We start from the raw sequence: 23,748 nt of genomic DNA on the forward strand, positions 1-23,748 counted from the left end.
CCGACTATCTCACCGAAAGAATCGAATAACCAGAATCAAATCCCGAAGCGGTTTTCACGAAGCAATGTTCGCTATCACGCAACCGACCGTTCTTTTCGTGTGTTCATTCGCACATAAGCGAATAACTGCGGCAGCGGAGTGAGGGCAACCCCACAGTCAGGCCACGCGCGAAGCACCTCTGCACGCCACCCTGATCTCGACTCGACGCGACTCGACGCGCGAGCCAGTCAGCAATCAACTGCGACCACGAGCTTCACTCGAAGCCCTCTCACGCATGCTTGCGCGCTTCGTGCGTTCGCCCACAGAGTGAGCAAAACGCCGGATCGGGCGACCATCGAAACATCGCAACGTCATCGACAACGGCAAAGCCCCAGCCCGGAGCGGAACCCGCACGCACGCTCGCAGGCAACGTGCAAAGTGTCGCTGCGCAACCACCAGTGCCGCGCGCAACCAACACTTCGCCGCACGCTCTTTTCCCGAAGCATTTCCACCATCCTCGGCGCCGGCACGGTTTATCGCCGCCGATGCGCCCACGGACGCCTGTCGGGCGAGCATTTGCGCGGCATCGACCGCGAGCGCGGGTTTACCTGTGTTTGACTTGCGGAAACAGCTCCGTTTACTGGACGCAACCCAACCTCTCAATACGCTTTCGATTTACTTCGGTTAGCTGATTAGCGTTCCGGGAGGACCCTCCACTTCCCCATGAGGTAAGCCATGGCAACTGTGTCCAGCAGCGCAATCGACGAATTGAAATCCGGTATCCGAGGCCAGCTCCTGCTACCTGGCGAGACGGGCTTCGATCAGGCGCGCAGTATCTGGAACGCGATGATCGACCGCCATCCGGCGATGATCCTGCGTTGCGCCGGCGTGGCCGACGTGCGCCGCGGCGTCACGTTCGCACGCGACCACGATCTGCCTCTGGCGGTGCGTGGCGGCGGTCACAACATCGGCGGCAGCGCGCTATGCGACGACGGTCTCGTGCTCGACCTGTCGTCGATGAAATCGGTGCGGATCGACCCGGCTGCGCGGCGCGCGTACGTCGAACCTGGCGCGACGCTGCGCGACTTCGACCACGAGGCGCAGGCGTTCGGACTCGCCACGCCGCTCGGCATCAATTCGACCACGGGCGTCGCGGGCCTGACGCTCGGCGGCGGCTTCGGCTGGATCAGCCGCAAATTCGGCATGACGGTGGACAGCCTGATTTCGGCCGACGTCGTCACCGCCGAAGGCGAATTGCTGCACGCCAGCGCCAATTCGCACGACGATCTGTTCTGGGCAATTCGCGGCGGCGGCGGCAACTTCGGCGTCGTCACCTGCTTCGAGTTCCAACTGCATCCGCTCGGCCCGCTCGTGTACGGCGGCCTCGTCGTGCTGCCGATCGAGCAGGCGAAGGACGCGCTCGTCAAGTACCGCGCCGCGACTGCCGGCATGCCGGACGAGCTCAGCGTCTGGGCGGTCCTGCGGCTCGCGCCGCCGCTGCCGTTCCTGCCGCCCGAAGTGCACGGCACACCAGTGGTCGTATTCGCGATGTGTTATTGCGGAGCGCCCGAAAGCGGGCCGTCCGCGGTGGAGGCCGTGCGCGGTTTCGGCACGCCGGTCGGCGAACATCTCGGCCCGATGCCGTTCGCAATGTGGCAACAGGCATTCGATCCGCTGCTCACGCCGGGCGCGCGCAACTACTGGAAGTCGCACAATCTCGCCGGCATCGAGGACGGCCTGATCGACGCGCTGCTCGCCGCGATCGGCAACCTGCCGTCCCCGCAATGCGAGATCTTCCTCGGGCAGATCGGCGCGCAGACGCAGCGCGTGCCGGTCGCGGCCACGGCCTATCCGAGCCGCGACACGCAGTACGCGATGAACGTGCATGGCCGCTGGGATGATGCGGCCGACGACGAACGCTGCATCGCCTGGTCGCGTGCGTTCTTCGACGCAGCCGCGCCGTTTGCGCTCGGCAGCGTGTACGTCAACTTCATGACGCAAGAGGAAGGCGGCCGCATCGCCGATGCTTATGGGCCGAACTATGAACGGCTCGTCGCGGTAAAAGGCCGCTACGATCCGCACAATCTTTTCCGGCACAACCAGAACATTCGTCCGGCAGTCTAGATGGCAATCGCGAGGGAATCAGCCGACACCCCCGCTGATTCCCCGCCCATGCGGGACACCGCGCCGTCCATGCGCAGGCGGCGTGCCCGGGTACGTTATCTGCTATTTTGAAGATCGAGTTCGGGGCAATGTCGGTGTCATGGCACACTGCCCGCTACAGATCAGAAGCAGACGAGCAACCCCTTCCGCAATTTTCATCACGCAAAAGGAAAATCAACATGCGCAGACGACAATTCATCCTGACCGGCAGCGCTGCTTTGGCCGCAACGGGCCTCAGCCTCGCCGGTTGCACGACGACTTCGCCGTCCTCGGGTGCATCGGCTTCAGCCAACGCCGGCAAGCGCGATACGATCAACGCAGGGGTCGACTCGACGCTCGCGCGCCTCTACGAAAACGTGGGTGGCTCGCGCGATCTGGTCGCCAAGGCGCGCGGCGTTCTGGTGTTCCCGTCCGTGATCTCGGCGGGCTTCTGGTTCGGCGGACAATACGGCGAAGGCGCAATGCGCGTGGACGGCCGCACCACGGGTTACTACAGCACGGTCGCGGGCTCGTTCGGTTTGCAGATCGGCGCGCAATCCAAGGCACTTATCTTCCTGTTCATGACGCAGGAAGCGTTCGACGGATTCCTGCACAGCCAGGGCTGGGCGGCCGGCGCGGATGCCACGGTGGCTGTGCTGAAGGTCGGCGCGAACGGCACGGTCGATACGTCCACCGCCACCAGCCCGGTCGAAGCCTTCGTGCTGACGAACGGCGGCCTGATGGCCGGCATCTCGCTCGAAGGCACCAAGGTGTCGCGTCTGATCATCTGAGTCCCCCGCTCATCGTCACGCGGCCGCGAGGCCTCGCAGACTGCCCTTGCCCCGCCTGAGCAGCGCGTGCTTCAGCGCTGCGACGCGACGGTTCATGTCGATTCAGGGCTAACGGCGCAATGGCGGAAAACTTCAGGTGCTGGCGTTCAGTGCGTTGAGGTGGAGCGGTCGCGGCGGCGGCGTGAACCCTCACTCGACCGGCAACGTCAGCGCGGCGACTTCGCATCGCGGCCACTGCCGCAGCACGTCAGGCGCGAGCAGCAGCTTGGCGGCACGCACCCCGGCGCCCATCACGATCTGCACGCGCTCCATCACCGCGGCATCGACCAGGATGCGCCAGTCGGCCGGCAAGCCGAACGCGGTAATCCCGCCGAACTCCATCGCGCTGTGCTCCACCGCCGCCTCGCGTTTGGCGAACGAGAGCCGTTGCGCGCCCAGCGCCGCCTTCACCGCGCCGTTGATGTCGAGCCGCCGTGAACCGAGCGAGACCAGCGCCGCGTAATGCTCGGCGCCCTCTCGCTTGTAGCGGACCACGATCGTGTTCGCGCAGTCTTCGAGACCGAAGCCATAACGCGCGCTGAATTCGGCGGTGTCCGATGCGTCGTCGCTGACTGCAAAAACCGTCACGCCATGAGCCGGCAACTGCTCGACGACATGCGCGGGCAAGTGCGCGCCCAACTGTTCCGCTGCAATGACGTCCAACTGCTTTACGAGTTCGTGCGAGTGCATAGTGAGCAAGGTGTGGAAGGATCAGTGCGCATTCTAACGGCACACCTGGCTCGCGGCGTGCCGCGCAACAACCGCGGGCATGCGCCGCGAGTTCGGCACGCATTGGCCGCACCCGTTAGCTTGTATAGTGACAGGCACAAGATCTGCGCAAGACATCGATGCGCAGACCGCGCCGGCATCATCTCGAGGGTTCGCACACGGCGGTATCGCGCGTCAGCAACCGATGGAGATACACGACCATGGACACCGACACCCTGTCCGCCGAGAACCTCCAGCGTGCGGCCCGCAAGCAGGCCAACTGGGCGATCGGCGCATTCAGGCAGTTCGCGGACGACCGTTGCACCGAGATGGCCGCCAGCATCGCGTTCTATGCGGCCTTCTCGCTCGCGCCCACGCTGGTCATGGTGATCGCCGTGGCCGGCTGGGTCTTCGGTGCCGCAGCCGCACGCGGCGAGCTGTATTACCACATTCGCGGACTGCTCGGCGACCAGGCCGCCGCGGGTGTCCAGACCATTGTCGAGAACGCGCATCACCACGGCGGCGCCGGCGGCATCGCGGCGATCATTTCGTTTTCGGCGCTGGCAATCGGCGCATCGGCCACGTTCTCTTCACTCAATAGCGCGCTCAATCAGGTGTGGCCTTATACCGGACCGCGCACGTCGAGCGTGATCGCGCTGGTGCGGGTGCGCCTGATCTCGTTTGGCCTCGTGCTGGGCGTCGCGTTCCTGTTGATCGTCTCGCTGGTGCTCGATACGGTCATCACCTTCATCGGCAAATGGCTGTGGGCTGAGTCGCCGTATGTGGTGATCGGCAATCTGCTGCAACTCGGCGTCGGCCTGGTGGTGCTGGCGTTCGCGTTCGCCGGCCTGCTCAAGTTTCTGCCGGACGCCAGGGTGCGCTGGCGCGACGCGCTGGTCGGCGGAATCGTCGCGGCCGTGCTGTTTTCAGCCGGCCGGAAACTGTTCGCGCTTTATCTGGCTCACGCCGGGATGGTCACGTCGTTCGGCGCGGCGGGTTCGCTCGCCGTCCTGTTGATGTGGCTGTACTTCTCGGCCGCCGTGCTGCTGCTCGGCGCGGAGTTTTCGGCGGCGCGCGGACGCATGCACGATCCGCGTGGCGGCTGGGGCATCCAGCAAGGCGCGCCGCCGGGCAGCCGCGCGAAGCTCGCTTCTGTGCTGGCGGCATCGACGGTCGCGGCGAACCCGCTGCCGCGCACCGACGACCGCGTGATCCGCGATGCCGGGTGCGCGGCGGGCGACGGGCTGTCTGCCGCGGCGCCGGCGGTGGCATTGCCGGGGCAAGCGCACAGCAAGGCCGCTACCGCGCACTCGACCGCGGTCAACGTGGCGCGCAGCGTCGTATCGGCCGAAGCGCAGGTCACCCGTATCGCGGCCGACGCGCTGATCGAGGCCGGCCGTCAGGCCGTGGCGGCGGATCGTTATGTGAAGCGCAATCCGTGGACTTCGGTAGCGCTCGCCGCCGTGGCTGGGCTAGCCACGGCAACCGTGGCGCGCCGGATCATCGGTGAGCGTTGATCGCCGGTGTCTGCTCTCTGCTGATAGCGTCGGCTGCCGCCGCGATGGTCGACCAAACGCCTCGGGCCACGGTTGCACTCCTGCGCCCCGCGTGGTTGCGCCTGCACACACCACGTCGATTCTGTCTAGCCAGCCGGTTGGGCTGGACGTCTCATCGCCTTGACGCGTCCTTGGCGCAATAGTCCAGACGATCAGACGACCAGATTACAGATACCCTGCAAATCAGTGTTGAAACTGCTGATGCTCAAACGGTCAATATCAACGAAACAACAATAATGCACGTCGACGAATCAATATTGCCAAAACAGAAACAATCCATAACCAGCTTTAAATACAAGGCTTTGCGCCGATTGTCGGTTTTTAGAGACACTCTTTTTTTTCCTGTTCTAACGGATAGACACGGTGAGCTATTCTGCTTTCCGCAACAACGAAACCAATCATCGCGTGGAGAAATGATGAAACGAATCGCACTGTCTACCCTCTCGCTGGCGCTGCTCGGCGCGACCGGCGTGGCCCATGCTCAAAGCAGCGTCACCCTGTATGGCCTGGTCGATGAATCGATCCAGTACGTGAACAATGCAACCCCCCATGGCGGTAGCCTTGTGCAGATGTTCGGCGGCAACCTCCAGGGTAACCGTTTCGGCCTGAAGGGCACGGAAGACCTGGGTGGCGGCCTGAAGGCAATCTTCCAGTTGGAAAACGGCTTTGACATCAACACCGGCAAGCTGCAGCAAGGTGGTTCGATGTTCGGTCGCCAGGCTTACGTCGGTATGACCGGCGATGCCTGGGGTACGCTGACGGCTGGCCGCCAGTACGACCCGCTGGTCGACATGATCCAGCCGCTGACGGGCGACAACTACTTCGGCAGCACGTTCGCTACGCCGGGCGACGTCGACAACAACGACAACAGCTTCCGCGTCATCAACTCCATCAAGTATGTCTCGCCGGTGTGGAGCGGCTTCCAGTTCGAAGGTCTGTACGCACTGGGCGGCGTCGCAGGCGCGGCGGGTTCGGGCCAGACGTGGGCGGGCGCGGCAACGTATGCAACGGGTCCGTTCAGCGTCGCTGCTGGCTACCTGCACGCAAGCAACGCCAATTCGGTGGCTACGCGTACGACCGCAGGCGGCTGGGCTGGTACCGCAGCGCCGTTCGGCACGTTTGACACCAACTTCCCGACGTTCGCCGGCATCAACTCCGCTTACGTCGCGTCGAAGTCGATCGGCATCGCTTCGGTGGCGGCCCAGTACGTGACGGGTCCGTTCACGGGTAACCTGAGCTACAGCAACGCGCAATACCGGCCGGACGCAAATTCGGGCTTCGCGACGACGCAGAAGTACAACGTCGGCCGTGCATACCTCGGCTACCAGGTCACGCCGGCAGCGCTGGTGGGTATCGGCTACGCATACACGCACGGCTCGGGCGACGCAACGGCGACGTACAACCAGGTGTCGCTGGGTGCGGATTACTCGCTGTCCAAGCGCACGGATTTCTACGCAGTTAGCGCATGGCAGCACGCCAGCGGCAGCCAGCGTACTCCGGGCGGTGGCCTCGTGCCCTCTACGGCTTCGATCGGTTCGTACGGCAACCAGTCGGGCACCAACAACCAGGTCATGGTCAGCGTTGGTATCCGTCACAAGTTCTGATCAGGACTTGATACGTAGCTGAAGCAGACGTAGTAGAAAGCCAGCCAGAGGCGATGCCGATGGCTGGCTTTTTTTCGTCTCGAGGTTTTTGCCGTGTGGTGGGGGGTCGCTGCGGGTCGCCGCCGTGCTTACTGCTGCGCAGAACCCTTGGGTAGTCGGCGGCTACGCCAAAAAACAAGGGCCGCCGACGAGCCCGTTGTCGGACTCGCGACGACCCTGGTTTTGAGATCCGCGGATTAGCGCCAATACTGCGACCCACTACGGCCCGCTACAGCGCATAGGCACGCGCGTCGCGTTACCACCAGCGGCGTTGAACCGCCGGCACGCTGATCTAACGCCGCTGCGTCTTGCCCTTATCCGCCTGCGCGAGCGTCTGCGCGGGCTTCGCATCGAGTTCGTGCTCGATGCCGTCGGCACCCACCGGCGCACGATGCAGCACCAGCGCGCACTCGCGCTGCAACAGCGGCACGTCCGCCGAATCCTGCCAGTCCGGATCGGGAATCGCGCCGAACACCCGACGCAGCTGCTCGCCCCAGGTCCGGTGAATCATCCCGAAGTACGCGTTGTCATGGTCGATCGACACGAAGCGCGTGACGCGCAGCGCATCCTTCTCGTACACCAGCAAATCGAGCGGCAGACCCACCGACAGGTTCGAGCGCAGCGTGGAATCCATCGAGATCAGCGCGCACTTGGCAGCCTCGTCGAGCGGCGTGGATGGCGTCAGCACGCGATCGATGATGGGCTTGCCATACTTCGCCTCGCCGATCTGGAAATACGGATTCACCGCCGACGCTTCGATAAAGTTGCCCGCCGCGTAGATCATGAACAGGCGCGGCCGGTTGCCCGCGATCTGACCGCCGAGAATGAAGCTGCAATTGAAGTCGACACCGAATTCCTGCAACGCGTGCGCCTCGCGCTGATGCACGCTGCGCACCGCGTGGCCGACCACGCGAGCCGCATCGGCCAAGGTCGGCGCGCTCCACAGCGTGGGCAGCGTGGGATCAGCGGGCTCGGACAACTCGTGCAGCACCGCTTGCGTGAGCGACAGATTGCCGGCGCCCAGCAGCACGAGCAAGCGTTCGCCCGGCTGCTCGAACACCGACATCTTGCGCGCGGTGCTGATGTGATCGACGCCCGCATTGGTGCGCGTATCCGACAGGAACACGAGTCCGTCGTCGACGGACATCGCTACGCAGTAGGTCATAGGGTTCCCGCAAAAAACATCTGAACGGCGCTATTGTAATGCGGCCAGCATGCGCCTCTGTTCCGTATGACGGCCTTTGCGGGCTCGATCTGAAGATAAATGACGGTTGGCGCTCGCTGAAATCCGGCAATCCGCTCGACCAGCCGTTCGCGAAGCGCGCTTGGCCGCCTTTAACGGCCCTTGGCGGCCCCTTGGCGGCCCCTACTGCGACAGCTGCGCGCTGACCGTCACGGACACTTTCAACTGCTCCTCCAGCCCGCCGATGCGCCGGCCGCGCACCGGCGCGGCGGCTTCATAGTCGCGGGCGACCGCGAGCCGGCAGTAGATCTCGCTGGCGAACGCCGCATGCGTGACGTCGATCGAAATCCAGCCCTTGCCGTCGAGCCACACGTCGACCCAGGCATGGCTCGCGCCGTGCGGCGCCTCGCTGGAAGTCTGCGTGGGGGGCACGTCGCCTGGTTCGATATAGCCGCTCACGTAGCGCGCCGGAATGCCCCGCGCACGGCAGCACGCCAGCATCAGATGCGCATGGTCCTGGCACACGCCGTTGCCGAGCGCGAGCGCGTGCGCGGCCGTGCTGGTGACTTCGGTGACGCCGGGGTTGTACTTCACGCGCTGCACGATCTGTTCGGACAGCGCGATCAGACTCGCCGAGCTCGCAAGACTCGGCACCGACTCGGCCAGCTCGCGGATCGCCGCGTCGGCCTCGGTCAGCCGCGTCGCGCAGGTGAAATGTTCGAGCGGAATCGGCCCGGCCGCGTCGCGCAGCAGACCATCGGCCAGCGGTATCGTGTCCACCTCGCCGGACACATGCAAACGGATCTCGCTATGCGGCTTGTTGATGACCAGCGTATGCAGGATGTTGCCGTACGCGTCGAAGGTCACATCGAGCTTGCCCGGCGCATCGATGCTCCAGCGGCGTACCACCTGCGCGGCGCCGCTCGCCGGCGTCAGACGCAACTGCTGGATCGAATAGTGGACCGTCGCTTCGTAGCGATAGGACGTGTCGTGGCGGATCGTCAGGTACATAAAAACTCCGTCAGGCGACTGGCAGCATCAGATAGGTGCGCGCAATCAGATTGCCCAGCTCGAACACGCGGGCGAGGAACTGGGTCAGATAGGCGTGCAGGCCGGCTTCGAAAATCTGCCGGATGTCGGAATAGACCAGCTCGGCGCGCAGCTTGCCGGCGAAGCGTTCGCACTGATTCGAGCCCGGCGTGCGCAGCATCGCGAGATTCGTGCAGACGCCGTCGAGCGATGCGAGCAGCGAACGCGGCATCTGCTGGTTCAGGATCATCAATTCAACCACGCGCGCCGGCGTGACAACGTCGCGATAGACCTTGCGATAGATTTCGAGCGCCGACACCGAACTCAGAATCGACGTCCAGTAATAGAAATCTTCGAGCTGACGCGCGGCGTCGCGTGAATTCGGTTCGACGTCCGCGAAGCGCACGTCGAGAATCCGCGCGGTGTTGTCGGCCCGTTCGAGGTACGTGCCGAGCTGCGTGAAGAAGAACGCGTCGTCCTGCAGCGCGGTGCCGATCGTCACGCCACGCGACAGATGCGAGCGGAACTTCACCCATTCGAACAGCGCGCCCGGGTTGTTGGCCGCCTGGCCGGACGAGCTGCGCTCGTTGAATTCGAGCCAGGTGTCGTTGATGGTTTCCCACCACTCGGTCGTCAATGTGCCGCGCACGGCGCGGGCGTTTTCGCGGGCGGCCTGCAGGCACGAATGAATGCTCGACGGATTGGTCGCGTCCGCGACCATGAAATCGAGCACGTGTTCGCGGGTCGGTTCGTCGTAGCGCTGCGCGAAGGCGCTCTCGAGCTCGGAGATACGCAACACCGAACGTTGTGCGCGCGCCTCCTGGTCGGGCGTCTGCGGCAACAGCAGCGCCTTCAGGTTGATGTCGAGCATGCGGGCGGTATTCTCCGCGCGCTCCATGTAGCGGGCCATCCAGAAAAGGTGATCGGCGGTGCGGCTTAGCATGACGGCGTTCCGTATCTGATGACGCGAGGCTCTGATCGACGTAGCAGGCCCGCGCTGGTTATCCGTATGCGCCGGCGGCGTGCAGCGTGCCGCCCCGGCGCGGTGGGTTACGCACGCGCTGGCCGGGTGACGCGATGAGCGGCATCGGCGAGCGCATTGGCAACCGCGTCAGTCGACCATCCACGTATCCTTGGTCCCGCCTCCCTGCGATGAATTGACGACTAGCGAACCTTCCTGCAATGCCACGCGCGTGAGGCCGCCCGCCACCATCGTGACGGTCTTGCCGGACAGCACGAACGGGCGCAGGTCGATATGGCGCGGCGCGATGCCCGACTCGACGAAAGTCGGACACGCGGAGAGCGCCAGCGTGGGCTGCGCGATATAACCGGCCGGACGCGCGATCAGGCGTGCGCGGAACGCTTCGATTTCGGCTTGCGTCGAAGCCGGCCCCACCAGCATCCCGTAGCCGCCCGCGCCATGCACTTCCTTGACCACCAGCTCCGGCAGATGCGCGAGCGTGTAGGCCAGATCGTCGGGCTTGCGGCACTGGAACGTGGGCACGTTGTTGAGGATCGGCTTTTCGCCCAGGTAGAACTCGATCATCTCCGGCACGTACGGATAGATCGATTTGTCGTCGGCGATGCCGGTGCCCATCGCGTTCGCGAGTGCCACGCGCCCGGCGCGATACGCGGTCAGCAAACCCGGCACGCCGAGCGCCGAGTCGTTGCGAAACGCCAGCGGATCGAGAAAGTCGTCGTCGACGCGGCGGTAGATCACGTCGACCCGTTTCGGTCCCTGCGTGGTGCGCATGAACACATAGTTGTCGTCGACGAACAGGTCCTTGCCTTCCACCAGTTCCACGCCCATCTGCTGCGCGAGGAAGGTGTGCTCGAAATACGCGGAGTTGTACATGCCCGGCGTGAGCACCACCACGACCGGATCGTCGACGCCTTCGGGCGCGACCGAGCGCAGCGTATCGAGCAGCAGATCGGGATAGTGCGCGACCGGCGCGATGCGGTTCTGCACGAACAACTCGGGAAAGAGCCGCATCATCATCTTGCGGTTTTCCAGCATATAGGACACGCCCGACGGCACACGCAGATTGTCTTCGAGCACGTAGAACTCGCCCTCGTCGCCCGCGCGAACCACATCGACTCCGGCGATATGCGCGTAAACACCGAGCGGCACATCCACGCCCTGCATCTCCGGCCGGTATTGCGCATTGGTATAGACCTGCTCGGCCGGCACGATGCCGGCGCGCACGATGTTGCGATCGTGATAGACGTCATGGATGAACAGATTGAGCGCCTGCACGCGCTGACGCAAACCGGCTTCGAGCGTCTGCCATTCACTGCGCGGAATGATGCGCGGGATCAGATCGAAAGGGATCAGCCGTTCGGTGCCGGACAGATCGCCGTTCACCGCGAACGTGATGCCGACCCGGCGAAACAGCAGGTCGGCTTCCGCACGCTTGCGTGCGATCGCCTCGTTGCCCTGCTTGACCAACCATCGCTCGAAGCGCGCGTAGTGTGGCCGCACGGCATCGTCATGATGACGCATCTCGTCATAGCATCGCATGTCACGCCCCGCTCTTGTTGTCGGATAGAAGGCGAATGCGCTGCGCATTCGGTGTTCGACAATCGATCAAGCAAGCGCTATGCCATTGAAGCCCGCACGCGCGAACCACGTTGCATGCACGCTAGCAGCGCATCCCGACTGGCATGCGTCGCTGTCATCGTACTGCTGCGGCCCATGATGCGCTAGTACGGTGCATCGCGGCACCGTGGTGCACGTTACGCATGTGCAAAAAAATCCCCGTGGATTCACACCCACGGGGATTCGGACTACTCGCACAACGAATCAACTCAAACGTCAACCATGGTTAGCCGCATTCGCGGCCCACCACAGCGACGCATGCCTGGTCGATCAGCTTGCTGCAGCGTCTTTCAGCTTCTTCAGCGCACGTGCCTTGATGCGCACGCTAGCCGGCTTGGCCGGGAACCAACGCTCTTCACCCGAGAACGGGTCCTTGCCGAAGCGCTTCTTCTTCGCCGGCACAGCTTGCACGACGATCTTCAGAAGACCCGACAGCGTGAATTCGCCAGCGCCCTTCTTGTGCACGGCGCCGAGGATCGTGTCTTCGAGCGCGGCCAGCACGGCCTTGGCGGTTTTCGGTTCCACAGCGGCGCGCTCAGCAACGTGAGCAGCCAACGAGGCCTTCGTGAAGGTGTCCTTGATCGGCGACGGTGCGCCGGACGCCTTCACGGCGACCTTCTTGGCTGCGACGGCCTTCTTCGCAGGAACTTTCTTTGCAGCAACCTTCTTGGTCGGTACCGGGGCAGCAGCCTTCTTGGCCACCTTTTTTGCGGAAGTCGGCATGTTTCTCCTACCTGTTGTGGTCAGTGAATTGCACGAAGCACACACGCCATGTGCATGCTTCAACGCCGGATTCTACAAGCGCTCATGTGATTTGCGCGACTCTTTTATCGCTAACAACCCAGGTTTGTTGCGCGGCGCAGACTGCGCCAACCATTTTGATGCTTGTTTTAGCGGGTAAACCTGTGTTCCGATGCCGGCAACACGAACACGTAACGAAGGTTTCAGTTCGTTTCGATGCCTGAATACAGGCACTTTTCGTTCGCGTCAGCGCCCGACACGCGGCAGGATGCCAGCGAGTTTCGTGAGCGCCGCGTCGATATGTTCGACCGCGATGCTGCCGTAGCCGAAAATCAGCCCGGGCTGAGGCCGCGCACGCCGGTGGAACGGCGCGAGTCCATACAAGCCGATCGAGGCTGCGCGCGCCGCGCCGACCAGCGCCTGTTCCGTCAGTGGCGCGCGCAGACGCGCCGCCAAGTGGATGCCCGCGGTCGGCACGATCGGCTCGAACCAGCGCGCGAGCTCGCCATGCAGATGGTCGAGCAGCATCGCGCGGCGCGCCGCGTAGATCCCGTGCATGCGTCGCAGATGCTTGGCGAAATCGCCGTTGAGCATGAACGCCGCGAGCGCGCTTTGCGTGAGCGTGCAGCCGTGGCAGTCGGTAATCCGGCGCGCCTTGAGGAGCGGACCATGAAGCGATGCCGGCGGCACCACGTAGCCGACCCGCAGCTCCGGGAAGATCGTCTTCGAAAACGTGCCCACGTAGGCGACGAGGCCGGCACGATCGAGGCTTTTCAGCGGCTCCATCGGCCGGCCTTCGAAGCGGTACTCGCAGTCGTAGTCGTCCTCGATGATCACCGCGCCGCGCTTTTGCGCCCATTCGAGCAATTCGACGCGACGCTCGAGACTCATCGGCATGCCGAGCGGAAACTGATGCGACGGCGTCACGTAGACGAGCCGAGCCTTGTCCGGCAGCTTGCTGACGATCAAGCCTTGCCCGTCCACCGGCACCGGCACGACGCGCGCCCCGGTCGCAGTGAAGCAGGCATGCGCCGGTGGATAGCCGGGATCTTCGAGCGCGGCGACTTCGCCTGGCCGCAACGTAATGCGCGCCATCAGATCCAGCGCGTGCTGCGCGCCTTGCGTGACGATCACGTCGTCCCAGTTGCTCGACACCGCACGGTTGAAGGCAAGGTAGCGCGAGATCGCGAGGCGCAGCTCCTGTTCGCCGGCGACATCGCGATACATGCCCGGACTGCGCGCTTGCGCACGCAGCGCGTGATTCACGCAGCGGCGCCAGACGTCGAACGGGAACAGCGACTTGTCGGTCGCGCCGCCCATGAAGTCGAGCGGCGGCGGCACCGAAGGCCGCGACAGCGGCAAGCTGTCGGGCATCTGCTCCCACAGCGGCTGGGGCGCGTGCGGCGGCTAGCGGCGAAAGCACCAGCGGGCCCGGCACATGTGCAAGCCGGCATGAGTCTGCTGCCGCGCGCTGGAATCGGCAGATGGCGCGATAACGCGTGCGGCGTGTCAGAAGATCACCGAAATCGCCACCGCGAACCAGATCGCGAAAACGCCGGCGAGAAACAGATGGCGCGCAACGCGAATGCGGGCGTCGCTGGTTTCCGGCTCGACGGGGCTCGTCGCCATCCACGGCACGAGCCCGAGACAGGCGAAGCCGCTCAGCGCGGACACGAAAACCACGACGTCGACGGCGCGCCATCTGGTCGGCTCATACAAGCCCCAGTAGCCGAGAAAGACGATCCCGATCGAGAAGATCGTTGCCGAAGCAGCACTGAGCGCGGGCACCGATCCGGTTGGACTCGGCATGCTTCACCTCCGATCGACAGGTTGCGATGGTGGTCCTTCCCGATACCTTGCGTTTCCCGGAGCGGCCCCGGCAACCATTCACGAGGTGTGGGCCTGCCTCGCTTCATACGTCTTCAGATGACTATAGGCGATACGCAGCAGCGATAAGCCATGCTCGCCATGTTGCGCGTCACCGCCACGCGCGATCAGATCGCCGAGAATATGATCCGCCTCGGTATGCGAGTGGTTTTCCACGTCGCGCAGCATCGACGCGGTCAGCGGTGTCGGCGTCAACAGCGTCTGGGTGGCGCGGGCGTCGAAGTCCGGGCCCATCGTAAAGCCGTTGTGCTCGGCCACCGCCCGGCACTCGCCCAACAGATTCTCGACCACGCGCTTGCCGTCAGGCGCAGCCAGAATATCGCCGACCGACCCACGCATCAAGCACGTGCTGCCCGCCAGGGTGGCGAGGAACACCCACTTCTCCCACATGCGCAGCAGAATGCTCTCGCTGACCGCCACGTCGAAATTCGCGCCGGCCATCGCGTCCGCGATTTGCTGGACGCGCTCCGACGTACCGCCGCCCGCCAGTTCACCAAACGTGATTGCGTGCAAGTCGTTCAGATGCACGACGTGCTGCGCGGCGTCGAGCGTTGCCGCGATCACGCATTGACCGCCCAGTACGCGGGCCGCGCCGAATTTCTCGACCAGCACGTCGATATGGCGCATGCCGTTGAGCATCGGCAGAATCAGCGTCGACTCGCCGACCAGCGGTGCGAACGAATCGATCGCGTCGTCGAGGCTATAGGCTTTGCAACTGAGCAGCACCAGATCGAATGGTTCGGCGCTGACGCCCGCGAGTATCGTCTTGACGTCGCGCAGCGTGAGATCGCCGCGCGGGCTGCTGATGACGAGTCCGTCACGCTGCAGCTTTTCCGCCCGACCCGCACGCACGAGGAAGGTCACGTCCTGGCCCGCCGCCGCGAGACGGCCGCCGAAGTAACCGCCCACCGCGCCCGCCCCTACTACTAGAATTCGCATCGTTGGCCTCTCGATAGATTTCGGTCATGCACGCCGCGTCCGTCGGCGAAGCGTTGCGGGCCGCGTACGCAGTGCGTGCAGAAATGTAGCAAAGATTGATATTCTGCACCGGCCTCGATTGGCTGGCCCGCCTGTGCTGCAATGCACCGTGGGCTGGCTCAATTCTGGTCAGCCCGGCTCACCTCACCTCTGCTCATCCCGGTTCGTCTCGTTCAGATTACGCGCTGCGGCCCGTGCAATGCAACCTGGCTCCGCCAGTTCGCGCGACGCCCTTCGCACATGCAAGCATGCGCCGGCCCCTTGCTGAAACGTTCGCTAGAGCGTGCCGCAAATGGTGCGCTCATAAAGCGCCAGCATGCCGGGCACATCCACGTCGATACAGACCTCGCATGCGGGCCGGCTATCCCAATCAGGCGCGAGCACCGGCATCGTCGAAGGCTTCTGGATGGTCTGGCCCACCGCGATGCCGTCGGTGACGACCCGCACGGGACCGCTGCGGGTGGTGTAAAGATGCGGCGCCAGCACGTACGCGACCGCCGACGGATCGTGCACGTAGACGCCCTGCAGTTGCGCGCTTTGCCAATGAAACGCCTCGTAGTGCCGCGACACGTCCCACAGGAACTGTCCCGCTGCGCCGCCGCGATCACGCAGCGACGCCAGGTAGTCGCGGCTCATGATGGTCGGCTGCGTCACGTCGAGTCCGACGATCGTCACCGGCCACGCCGCACCGAGCACGCTGTCGGCCGCCTCGGGGTCGCCCAGGATGTTGGCTTCCGCCGCCGGCGTCACGTTGCCGAGCACGCCGTGCGTACCGAACGCGCCGCCCATGATCACTAGCTGTTTGACGAGCGACGCGATCCGCGGATCGTCGGCGAGCGCCAACGCGAGGTTCGTGAGCGGCCCCACCGCGAGCAGCGTGACTTCGCCGGGATGCGCGCGCACCGTGTCGATGATGAAGCGGTGTGCGGGACGCGCGTCGAGCGCAGCCAGGCCGGTCGTGTCGAACGCAATGTTGCCGAGCCCGTTGTCGCCGTGAATCGACGCCAGCGGCTCGGGCGCGGCGCGCCTGAGCGGCGCCGCCGCGCCCCGCGCGACCGGCACGCCGGGGGTGAAGCGCCCGGCCAGGAAGCGCGCATTGCAGGTAGTCGTCTCGATCGACGCGTTGCCGAATACGCTCGTCAAACCGAGCAGCTCGATGTCTGGATGCAGCGCCTGAAACACGAGCGCCATCGCGTCGTCGACACCCGGGTCGGTGTCGTAGATGATCTTGTGGCGGCTCATAGGTAGAACGCGTCCGGCAATTGCTCGCGAGCGGTGGTGTCGCGCGTCGCGCCGCGCAGGTTGCCGAGGCGAATCGGCAATTCGGGGCCGCCCAGTTCGATGATCACCTGGCGGCATGCGCCGCATGGCGCGATCGGGCCGTCCGTATCGCCGATCACTGCAAGCGCCGCGAACTGGCCGCGCCGATAGCCCGCCGCGATCGCGCTGAAAAACGCGGTGCGTTCCGCGCAATTGCATAGGCCATACGCTGAATTCTCGACGTTGCAGCCGTCGAACACCTGGCCGTCTCTGGTCAGCAGCGCGGCGCCGACCTTGAACTTCGAATAAGGCGCATAGGCCTTTTCTCGCGCGACAGCCGCGCGTTCCAGCAGTTGTTGCATATCCATGCGGCGATCCTCGATTCAATTCAGCGTGACGCAGCGCGCGCCATCGTGGCGCTCATCGGGTTCGTGCGCGGCGTTCAGGCGTAACGGCGCTAGAGCCGCACGACGCGCACGACACGCACGACACGCGCGACACGCACGACACGCACGACACGCACGTCAGGATAGCAATGGTACGCGGATCGGGCGCTTGCCGGCCGGCGGCGCTCATGCTCGCGGTGTCCGCGGTGTCCGCGGTGTCCGCGGTGTCCGCGGTGTCCCGCGGTGTCCTTCAGGAAGCGATGGGCAGCACAGCAGCGATCGGCATGCGGTTACATACGATCCCCCCTCATCGGTCACCGATCCGCCGCTACCGCTGCCACCGCGTCCTGCACATCCCACCCGCCGCCAAGCGACCGATACAACGCGACCGCTGAGAGCGCATGCTCGCGCCTCGCCTGGTTCAGCGATTCCGAATCGCGCAGATACGCCTCCTGTGCAGTGAGCACATCGAGAAAACTCGACGCGCCGCCCTTGTACAGTTCGGTCGACAGCCGCAGCGCGTGACTGGATGCATCGAGCGCCCCGCCGAGCCGTTGCACCTGTGCCGCACCACTCACCAGATCGCTGCGGTTGTCCTCGATTTCCTTGAGCGCCTGCAGCATGGTCTGCTGCAAGCCGAGTTGCGATTCGCGCATGCGGCTCTCGCTCGCGTCGATATTCGCGGTGATACGGCCCGCGTTGAAGATCGGGCTCGTCGCGTTCAACGCGGCGCTAAAGAGGTTGTCGGTCAGCGTCGGCAAACCGAGGTACGACGAAGCGAGCAGACCGTCCGCGAGATTGATTTTGAATTGCGGATAGCGCTGCGCCTTCGACACCCCCACTTCCGCCGCGCGCTGTTCGACGGTCGCATACGCGGTGCGCACGTCGGGTCGTTGCAGGAGCGCGTCCGACGGCAGCATGCGCGGCGCGCTTTGCGCGGGCACCGGAATCTCGCGGGCATCGCCGAGCAGCAAACCATCGACACTCTCCGGCGTGCGGCCCGAATACACCGCAATCAGACTCAATTGATGCTGCACGGTGGACTGCACGCGCGGAATCTGCGCCTGCAAATCCTCCAGCTGGTTCTGCGCCCGCGCGACGTCGAGTTGCGTCGACAGTCCGTAACGCAAACGCTCCTGCGTAAGCTTCAGTGCGCGAGCGCGAATCTGTTCGTTGTCGCTGAGAATTTGCAGTTGCGCCTGCGCCCAACGCAGATCGATATACGCCGCTGCCGTGTTCGCGGCGAGCGCGAGCCGCAGCTCGTTCAATGCCGCCGTGCGCCCCGACACCTGCGCCTGCGCCGCCAGCACCGCGAGACGTTCACCGCCGAACACATCGGGCGTCCAGCTCGCCGACAGGCCGAACCCGGCTTGACGCACGTAGCCGAGCGGGGGCGGCGTGTTCTGGCGCTCGGTGGAAGCGGTCGCGTTGGCGCTCAACTCGGGCAGCAACGCCGCGCGATTTTGCGTCACCAGATCCTGCGCCTGCTTGATGCGCTCCACTGCGGCCTGCAGGTCGAGATTGCCGGTCAGCACCGACTCGACGAGTCGATGCATCACCGGGTCGCCGAATTGCGCCCACCACGCGCCGGCGCTCACGCTGTCTTGCGGGGCGTCGACACTCCATGCGTCCGGAGCGACGGTCTTGACCGTCTGCGGCAGATCCGCGTGCGTGGCCGGTTGCACCGCGCATGCCGCGAGTGCGAGCACTGCCGCGCTCGTCAATACCTTGATAACGAAAGCCTTCATGTTGGATTCCTCAATGGGCGTCAGGCGGCGGCGCGGCGTTGCCGAATGGGTGCGAAAACAGCACGCTCAGCAACCCGACCACGAAACAGAGCGACACGGCGAAAAACGTGTCGGAGAAAGTGAGCACGAGTGCTTCGCGCATCAGCAACGCGTGCAACTCGGCGAGCCCCGCATTAGCCGCATTCAACAGATCTCCGCCGACCGCCGCGAAATAGTCGGCCTGCTTTTGCAGGATCGCTTCGACGACCGGCCTGCCCGCGTTGAGATGCTCGTCGAGCCGCTCGAAGTGGAGGTTCAAACGGTCGTTGAGCATCGTGCTGCTCACCGCGATGCCGATCGCGCCGCCGAGGTTGCGCATCAGGTTGAAGAGTCCGCTCGCGGAGCGCAGCCTCGATGGCGGCAACGCCCCGAGCGCCATCGTGACGATAGGCGGAATGCAGAACTGCTGGCCGATGCCGCGCAGCGCCTGCGGGATCAGCAATTGCTGCCAGCCCCATTGACTCGTGAGCGGCACATACAGGTAGCAGCCGATGCCGAACAGCGCGAGCCCGAACACCATCAACAAGCGCATATCGACAAAGCGCGCCAGCGTCGAATACGCGCCCAGTGCGAGCAATTGAAAACAGCCGACCGACAGCAATGCCAGACCGATCTGCAATGAGTCGAAGCCACGCACGCGTGATAAAAACACCGGTGTCAGAAACACCGTGCAGAAGATCCCGATCCCGGTGATAAACGACAGCAAGCTGCCGATCCCGAAGTTGCGCACCGCAAGCGCGCGCAGATCGACGATCGGCTCTTTCGCCGTGAACGCATGCACGAGAAAAAGAAACCCGCAGATCGCCGCTACCCACGTGCATAGCACGATCACGTCGTCCCCGAACCAGTTCTTGCGCGGGCCTTCTTCGAGCACGTATTCGAGGCAGCCGAGAAAGCCCGACACCAGCACAATGCCGACGTAGTCGCCTTTTTTCAGCAACGACAGATCGACCTTGTCGATGTGCACGAACCTCGGCACCATCAGCGTGACGATGACGCCCGGCACCAGGTTCAGGTAGAACAGCCAGTGCCACGACCATTGGGATGTGATCCAGCCGCCGATCACGGGGCCGATGGTCGGCGCGAGCGACGCCAATGCGCCGATCGTGGTGGAGGCGATCAGCCGCTGCTTGCCGGGAAACAGGACGAACGCGGTGGTGAACACGGTCGGAATCATCGCCGCGCCGAGCGCGCCCTGCAAACCGCGAAACAGGATCATCGAGTTGATGTCCCATGCGAGTCCGCACAGCATGCTGGTGACGGTAAAGCCGAGCGCGGAGAACGTGAAGAGCCAGCGCGTCGAGAACACGCGGGTGAGCCAGCCGGACATCGGGATCACGATGATTTCGGCAATCAGATACGAGGTCTGCACCCACGAGAGTTCATCCTGGCTCGCGGATAGTCCGCCGCCAATGTCTCTGAGCGAAGACGCCACGATCTGGATATCGAGCGTCGCCATGAAGAAGCCAACGCACATCAGCGTGAACGCGAAAACCTTGGTGCGGGTCGGCTGGTCGGCGGGATTGTCGAGGACTTGAGTCATGATCGGCTTATCCGCGCACCGGTTCGCCGCCGGCATTCACATGTACCTTCACGGTGGCCGACAGGCCGGGCCGCAGCACACCCTGCATGTCCTTCGGCACGTCGAGGCGCACGCGCACCGGTACGCGCTGCACGATCTTCGTGAAGTTGCCGGTGGCATTTTCAGCGGGCAGCACGCTGAAGGTCGCACCGGTAGCCGGCGCGAGGCTCTCCACCACGCCGTGAAGCCGCTTGCTCGACGCGTCGAGATCGACGTCGACGCCGTCGCCGACGTGCATCTTCTTCAACTGGTCTTCCTTGAAGTTCGCGTCGACCCACAGGCCGCTCGACGGCACCACGGTCAGCAGCGAAACGCCCGTGTTGGCCAGCAGCCCCACGCGCGCCGTGCGATTGCCGACATAGCCGTCGATCGGCGCGCGAATCGTGGTGTATTCCACGTTTAGCGCCGCGACGCGCTGCGCCGCTTGCGCCGTCGCGATGCGTGCCTCGGCATCGCCGATCTGCGCATCGAGCACGGCGATCTGACGCTGCGCCGCAATCAGCGCCGCACTGCTGCGATCGACGGCGGCGTGCGCTTTGGTCAGATCGGCATCGGCCCGCTCGACCACCTGGTTCGATACCGCGTCGTCCTTCACCAGTTCCCGATAGCGCGTCTGATCGGCGGCGCTGCGCGTCAGCTCGGCGCCCGAAGCGCGGACCTCGGCGGCCTGCTCGTTGATGGTGGCGAGCTGCAAGGACTTCTTCGCCTGCAACTCGATGACCGCGGCCTGCGCGCTGCGCACTTCGGCGTCGGCCTGCGCGAGACGGGCGTCGTAGTCGCGCGCATCGAGCCGCACCAGCACCTGATCGGCGTGGACGAACTGGTTGTCATGCACCAGTACATCGGTGACGAAACCGTTCACCTTCGGCGCCATCACGGTCACGTCGCCGCCCACGTAGGCATCGTCAGTCGCTTCGACGAAGCGGCCGGCAAAGAACCAGTAGGTCGCCGCGACCGCCAGCGCGACGAGCACCGACAGGATGGCGAGCAGCATCCACGGTATGCGGCGCGCCGGCTTGGCGATGTGCGCCGCACTCGGCGGGGCGATGGTCGAAGGTGTAGTGGACATGGTGTCGATATGTGCGTATGCACTCGTTGCGTTGAAAAAAACGGCGCAATGCGCCGGCCCTCATTACCGCTGCAAGCGGTCTCAGATTGAATCCTGTGTGATGGCAAACAGTTCGCCGCGCAACGCAGCCGCGCGCTGTTCGCCGAAGCGGTGCTCGAATTCAGCTTGCGCGGCATACCAGTGCTTGCGGCCCGCCGTCAGTCGCTCGTCGCCTGCCGCCGTGAGCGCAATCGTCAACGCACGCGCATCCGCGCCGAGCGCCTCGCTCGACACCAGCCCGTCGCGGCGCAGCGGCTGAAGCGTGCGGACCAGTGTGGTGCGCTGCATGCGCATGACCTCGGCGATCTGCTTCATCGTCATCGGACCGGTGCGTTTTAGCCGGCACAGCAACGAAAACTGCGTGATAGTCAGGCCGACATTCGCCAGATGCCGGTCGTAGATCTGCGACACATAGCGCGCGGCCTGGCGGATCGCAAAGCAGTCGTCGTCGAATAGGGCTTCCATCACTACGTTTCCTCGTAGGTCAGAGTGCGTGAGTGCGTATGCACATATTGGGGCGTGCCGATGGCCGCTGGAACAAGCTCGTGCGCCCTGTTTAACCGGTAATACTGAACAACTCCGCGCGCAGCGTTTTGGCGCGCGCACGGCCGAACTGCTTTTCAAACTCGTCCTGCGCGGCACGCCATGCAATCGCGGCCTGATCGAACATGGTTTCGCCCTGCTCCGTCAGACTGAACAGAAAAGTACGGCCGTCATGCTCCGCCGGTTCCGCAACCACCAGACCGTCGCGCTGCAATGGCTTCATCGCGCGAACCAGCGTGGTGCGCTCCATCACCATCGCGTCCGCCAGATCGGCCATCGGCAGATTAGGCGTGCGCGCGAGCTTGGCGAGGATCGTGAACTGCGCAGCCGTCAGCCCCACGTCGCCGAGATGGCGTTCGTAGATTTGCGTGACGTGCCGCGCGGCCTGACGCAGCGCGAAGCAGTTGCATTCTTCGTAAGTAAGAGGACGGGTCATGTTGGGCAGTGTATATGTGCATACGCACAGAGTCAAGTTTTTTCGGGTATCCGTGTTCCGCGGTTGATTTGTCATTGTGCGGCGCAGTGAAAGCGGCGGGATGCCAGTGGCTACAGAGGTGTCGCCGAACGGGCCATGAGCGGCCAGTCGACAGCGTGGCACAGATCGTTGACAATCCGCTCGCAGTATCACCCGCCTGGTAATGGCCACTCGCAGATGATCTAAATGGCCGGGCCTTCGGCCCATGCTGCCGGCGGCGAAAGCAGGCCAAGAAGCGGGGTCCGAGTGCCCGATACAATTTGGTACTCCCATCAAGCCCGTGACAGTGAGCCCAAATGGCAAATCGCAGAATAATTGAGTTGGTACAGGAGGCGCTCGCGGTTCGTGCAAGAGCTTACGGCCCGAACAGTGATTCCACGTGGGTAGAGGTTAAAAAGCGAATGCACGAACTTAGGACGCTCGCAGCGACAGTCGAGAGCAACGAAGTTCGTCGGCACGTGATTGTCGCGTCGATCGCAACGCTTCAGACGTTCGTTCGCTTTTCAATCTCCGAAATCGTCAATTCCGGAGCGCAATATCGCCTACGCGCGGCGGAAAGGATTCCGGAGAAGTATTCGGTGAAGGACGTCCTCATGCTCTTGGACGATCAGACCATCAGCTTTGGCGAACTAGTGGCGCATATCGCTTCGTACAATTCGGTTACGGATGTGACCTCTTGGCTCGGTGCGATACTTGGACTTGATCTGAAGAGTGCGCTATCTGACGCCCGTAGTCATTACATGCTGCGCAGAGGTTCAAAGGGGGCACCTCTTCTGGTTGCCGACGTGGATCAGTTGTTAGCTGATGTAGAAAACACCTTCCGGCTCCGGCATATATTGGCCCACGAGATGGCCTATGGACTTTCTATCGAATCCGAAGAGTGCCGACGCTTGGTAGGAGCGGTGGACCGATTTATCGCGGCTCTCAACGCAGTTATCTGGAACACCGCTTACACGGAAGCGCCATTATCGCCGGAGGAATTCTACGCGCGGGTAAGCGAAGCGCGACGCGCTGCTAGAAGCGAGCTTGCTATGAGCCTATTTCGAGCAAGGGAGGTGGCTCGGATACTGGGATCTTCAGCGTGGCTCCGCAAAAGTCACCTTCACTGGGTGCGGTTCGGGCGAGCGTGGGTGGGAGGAGGACTAAAAGACGAGCTCGTGGGACCCATGCCAGAAGTTCTTCGATTTGGAGAGACAGACATGATACTTCGACGAGCTGCGCAGGTAGCAGAATGGCTCGCCTTTTGGGGAGACCCACTTACCCTTAAGGATCGCTGGCGAAAATAGCATCACAGGAACTAGGGCGCGCTCTGCAACCGTGCGTTTACGCGAC

The 23,748-nt window shown here is 63.9% G+C and carries 21 protein-coding genes and 1 pseudogene; 6 read left to right on the forward strand and 16 right to left on the reverse strand.

The window, feature by feature from the left end; all coding sequences use genetic code 11:
• Nucleotides 1-417 precede the first annotated feature (417 nt).
• The 3 genes from BN2475_RS33755 (at nt 418) to BN2475_RS21870 (ending at nt 2,912) form a co-directional block, all read left to right on the forward strand.
• Nucleotides 418-597: a hypothetical protein gene (locus tag BN2475_RS33755; RefSeq protein ID WP_143325837.1), complete on the forward strand. Its 180-nt coding sequence runs from the start codon at nt 418-420 to the stop codon at nt 595-597.
• A gap of 117 nt (nt 598-714) precedes the next feature.
• Nucleotides 715-2,103, forward strand: a complete 1,389-nt coding sequence (locus tag BN2475_RS21865; RefSeq protein ID WP_094781592.1) for an FAD-binding oxidoreductase — start codon at nt 715-717, stop codon at nt 2,101-2,103.
• Between the two features lie 218 nt (nt 2,104-2,321).
• Entirely contained in the window at nt 2,322-2,912 is a 591-nt protein-coding gene (locus tag BN2475_RS21870) for a BPSL1445 family SYLF domain-containing lipoprotein (protein ID WP_094781593.1), read from the forward strand.
• Nucleotides 2,913-3,101: 189 nt separating this feature from the next.
• Here BN2475_RS21870 and BN2475_RS21875 read toward each other — a convergent pair whose 3' ends face one another.
• A complete protein-coding gene (locus tag BN2475_RS21875; protein ID WP_094781594.1) occupies nt 3,102-3,641 on the reverse strand; it encodes a YbaK/EbsC family protein in 540 nt (179 codons plus the stop codon).
• Nucleotides 3,642-3,880: 239 nt separating this feature from the next.
• Here BN2475_RS21875 and BN2475_RS21880 point away from each other — a divergent pair, with 239 nt between their 5' ends.
• Entirely contained in the window at nt 3,881-5,176 is a 1,296-nt protein-coding gene (locus tag BN2475_RS21880; RefSeq protein ID WP_094781595.1) for a YihY/virulence factor BrkB family protein, read from the forward strand.
• 455 nt (nt 5,177-5,631) lie between these two features.
• Nucleotides 5,632-6,819 carry a porin gene (locus BN2475_RS21885; protein WP_094781652.1) on the forward strand — a complete coding sequence of 396 codons (1,188 nt, stop codon included), beginning with the start codon at nt 5,632-5,634 and terminating at the stop codon, nt 6,817-6,819.
• A 331-nt stretch (nt 6,820-7,150) separates the two neighbouring features.
• On the opposite strand, the gene BN2475_RS21890 is transcribed toward BN2475_RS21885, so the two are convergent.
• From BN2475_RS21890 to BN2475_RS21965, 15 genes and pseudogenes are all read right to left on the reverse strand, one after another.
• The gene (locus tag BN2475_RS21890; protein WP_094781596.1) at nt 7,151-8,023 is read right to left on the reverse strand and encodes a proteasome-type protease; all 873 of its coding nucleotides are present in this window, start codon (nt 8,021-8,023) and stop codon (nt 7,151-7,153) included.
• A 201-nt stretch (nt 8,024-8,224) separates the two neighbouring features.
• On the reverse strand, nt 8,225-9,052 hold the full coding sequence (locus tag BN2475_RS21895) for a transglutaminase family protein (RefSeq protein WP_094781597.1): 828 nt from the start codon (nt 9,050-9,052) through the stop codon (nt 8,225-8,227).
• A gap of 10 nt (nt 9,053-9,062) precedes the next feature.
• Nucleotides 9,063-10,013 (reverse strand): alpha-E domain-containing protein, encoded by a 951-nt coding sequence (locus tag BN2475_RS21900; protein ID WP_094781598.1) that lies wholly within the window; start codon nt 10,011-10,013, stop codon nt 9,063-9,065.
• Nucleotides 10,014-10,181: 168 nt separating this feature from the next.
• Nucleotides 10,182-11,591, reverse strand: coding sequence for a circularly permuted type 2 ATP-grasp protein (locus tag BN2475_RS21905; RefSeq protein ID WP_094781599.1), 1,410 nt, complete (start codon nt 11,589-11,591; stop codon nt 10,182-10,184).
• 348 nt (nt 11,592-11,939) lie between these two features.
• The gene (locus tag BN2475_RS34865; RefSeq protein WP_094781600.1) at nt 11,940-12,392 is read right to left on the reverse strand and encodes an HU family DNA-binding protein; all 453 of its coding nucleotides are present in this window, start codon (nt 12,390-12,392) and stop codon (nt 11,940-11,942) included.
• Nucleotides 12,393-12,656: 264 nt separating this feature from the next.
• Nucleotides 12,657-13,802 (reverse strand): annotated as a pseudogene (gene pdxR / locus BN2475_RS21920) (MocR-like pyridoxine biosynthesis transcription factor PdxR); the annotation flags it as partial.
• A 117-nt stretch (nt 13,803-13,919) separates the two neighbouring features.
• Entirely contained in the window at nt 13,920-14,219 is a 300-nt protein-coding gene (locus BN2475_RS21925; RefSeq protein WP_094781601.1) for a hypothetical protein, read from the reverse strand.
• Between the two features lie 78 nt (nt 14,220-14,297).
• Nucleotides 14,298-15,236 carry a 2-dehydropantoate 2-reductase gene (gene panE / locus BN2475_RS21930; protein WP_094781602.1) on the reverse strand — a complete coding sequence of 313 codons (939 nt, stop codon included), beginning with the start codon at nt 15,234-15,236 and terminating at the stop codon, nt 14,298-14,300.
• A gap of 315 nt (nt 15,237-15,551) precedes the next feature.
• On the reverse strand, nt 15,552-16,517 hold the full coding sequence (locus BN2475_RS21935; RefSeq protein WP_094781603.1) for a nucleoside hydrolase: 966 nt from the start codon (nt 16,515-16,517) through the stop codon (nt 15,552-15,554).
• Complete coding sequence (locus BN2475_RS21940) at nt 16,514-16,903, reverse strand: cytidine deaminase (protein WP_094781604.1); 390 nt, start codon at nt 16,901-16,903, stop codon at nt 16,514-16,516. The genes BN2475_RS21935 and BN2475_RS21940 overlap by 4 nt, the downstream gene beginning before the upstream one ends.
• A 332-nt stretch (nt 16,904-17,235) precedes the next feature.
• On the reverse strand, nt 17,236-18,669 hold the full coding sequence (locus tag BN2475_RS21945; protein WP_094781605.1) for an efflux transporter outer membrane subunit: 1,434 nt from the start codon (nt 18,667-18,669) through the stop codon (nt 17,236-17,238).
• Nucleotides 18,670-18,679: 10 nt separating this feature from the next.
• Nucleotides 18,680-20,251, reverse strand: coding sequence for a DHA2 family efflux MFS transporter permease subunit (locus BN2475_RS21950; protein WP_094781653.1), 1,572 nt, complete (start codon nt 20,249-20,251; stop codon nt 18,680-18,682).
• A gap of 7 nt (nt 20,252-20,258) precedes the next feature.
• Nucleotides 20,259-21,359, reverse strand: coding sequence for an HlyD family secretion protein (locus tag BN2475_RS21955; protein ID WP_162844492.1), 1,101 nt, complete (start codon nt 21,357-21,359; stop codon nt 20,259-20,261).
• 81 nt (nt 21,360-21,440) lie between these two features.
• Entirely contained in the window at nt 21,441-21,863 is a 423-nt protein-coding gene (locus BN2475_RS21960) for a MarR family winged helix-turn-helix transcriptional regulator (protein ID WP_094781606.1), read from the reverse strand.
• 91 nt (nt 21,864-21,954) lie between these two features.
• Entirely contained in the window at nt 21,955-22,377 is a 423-nt protein-coding gene (locus BN2475_RS21965) for a MarR family winged helix-turn-helix transcriptional regulator (RefSeq protein WP_094781607.1), read from the reverse strand.
• A gap of 335 nt (nt 22,378-22,712) precedes the next feature.
• On the opposite strand from BN2475_RS21965, the gene BN2475_RS21970 reads away from it, so the two are divergent.
• Nucleotides 22,713-23,702 (forward strand): hypothetical protein, encoded by a 990-nt coding sequence (locus tag BN2475_RS21970; RefSeq protein WP_094781608.1) that lies wholly within the window; start codon nt 22,713-22,715, stop codon nt 23,700-23,702.
• Nucleotides 23,703-23,748 lie beyond the last annotated feature (46 nt).

The organism is Paraburkholderia ribeironis, from assembly GCF_900019265.1.
GTDB classification, from domain to species: domain Bacteria; phylum Pseudomonadota; class Gammaproteobacteria; order Burkholderiales; family Burkholderiaceae; genus Paraburkholderia; species Paraburkholderia ribeironis.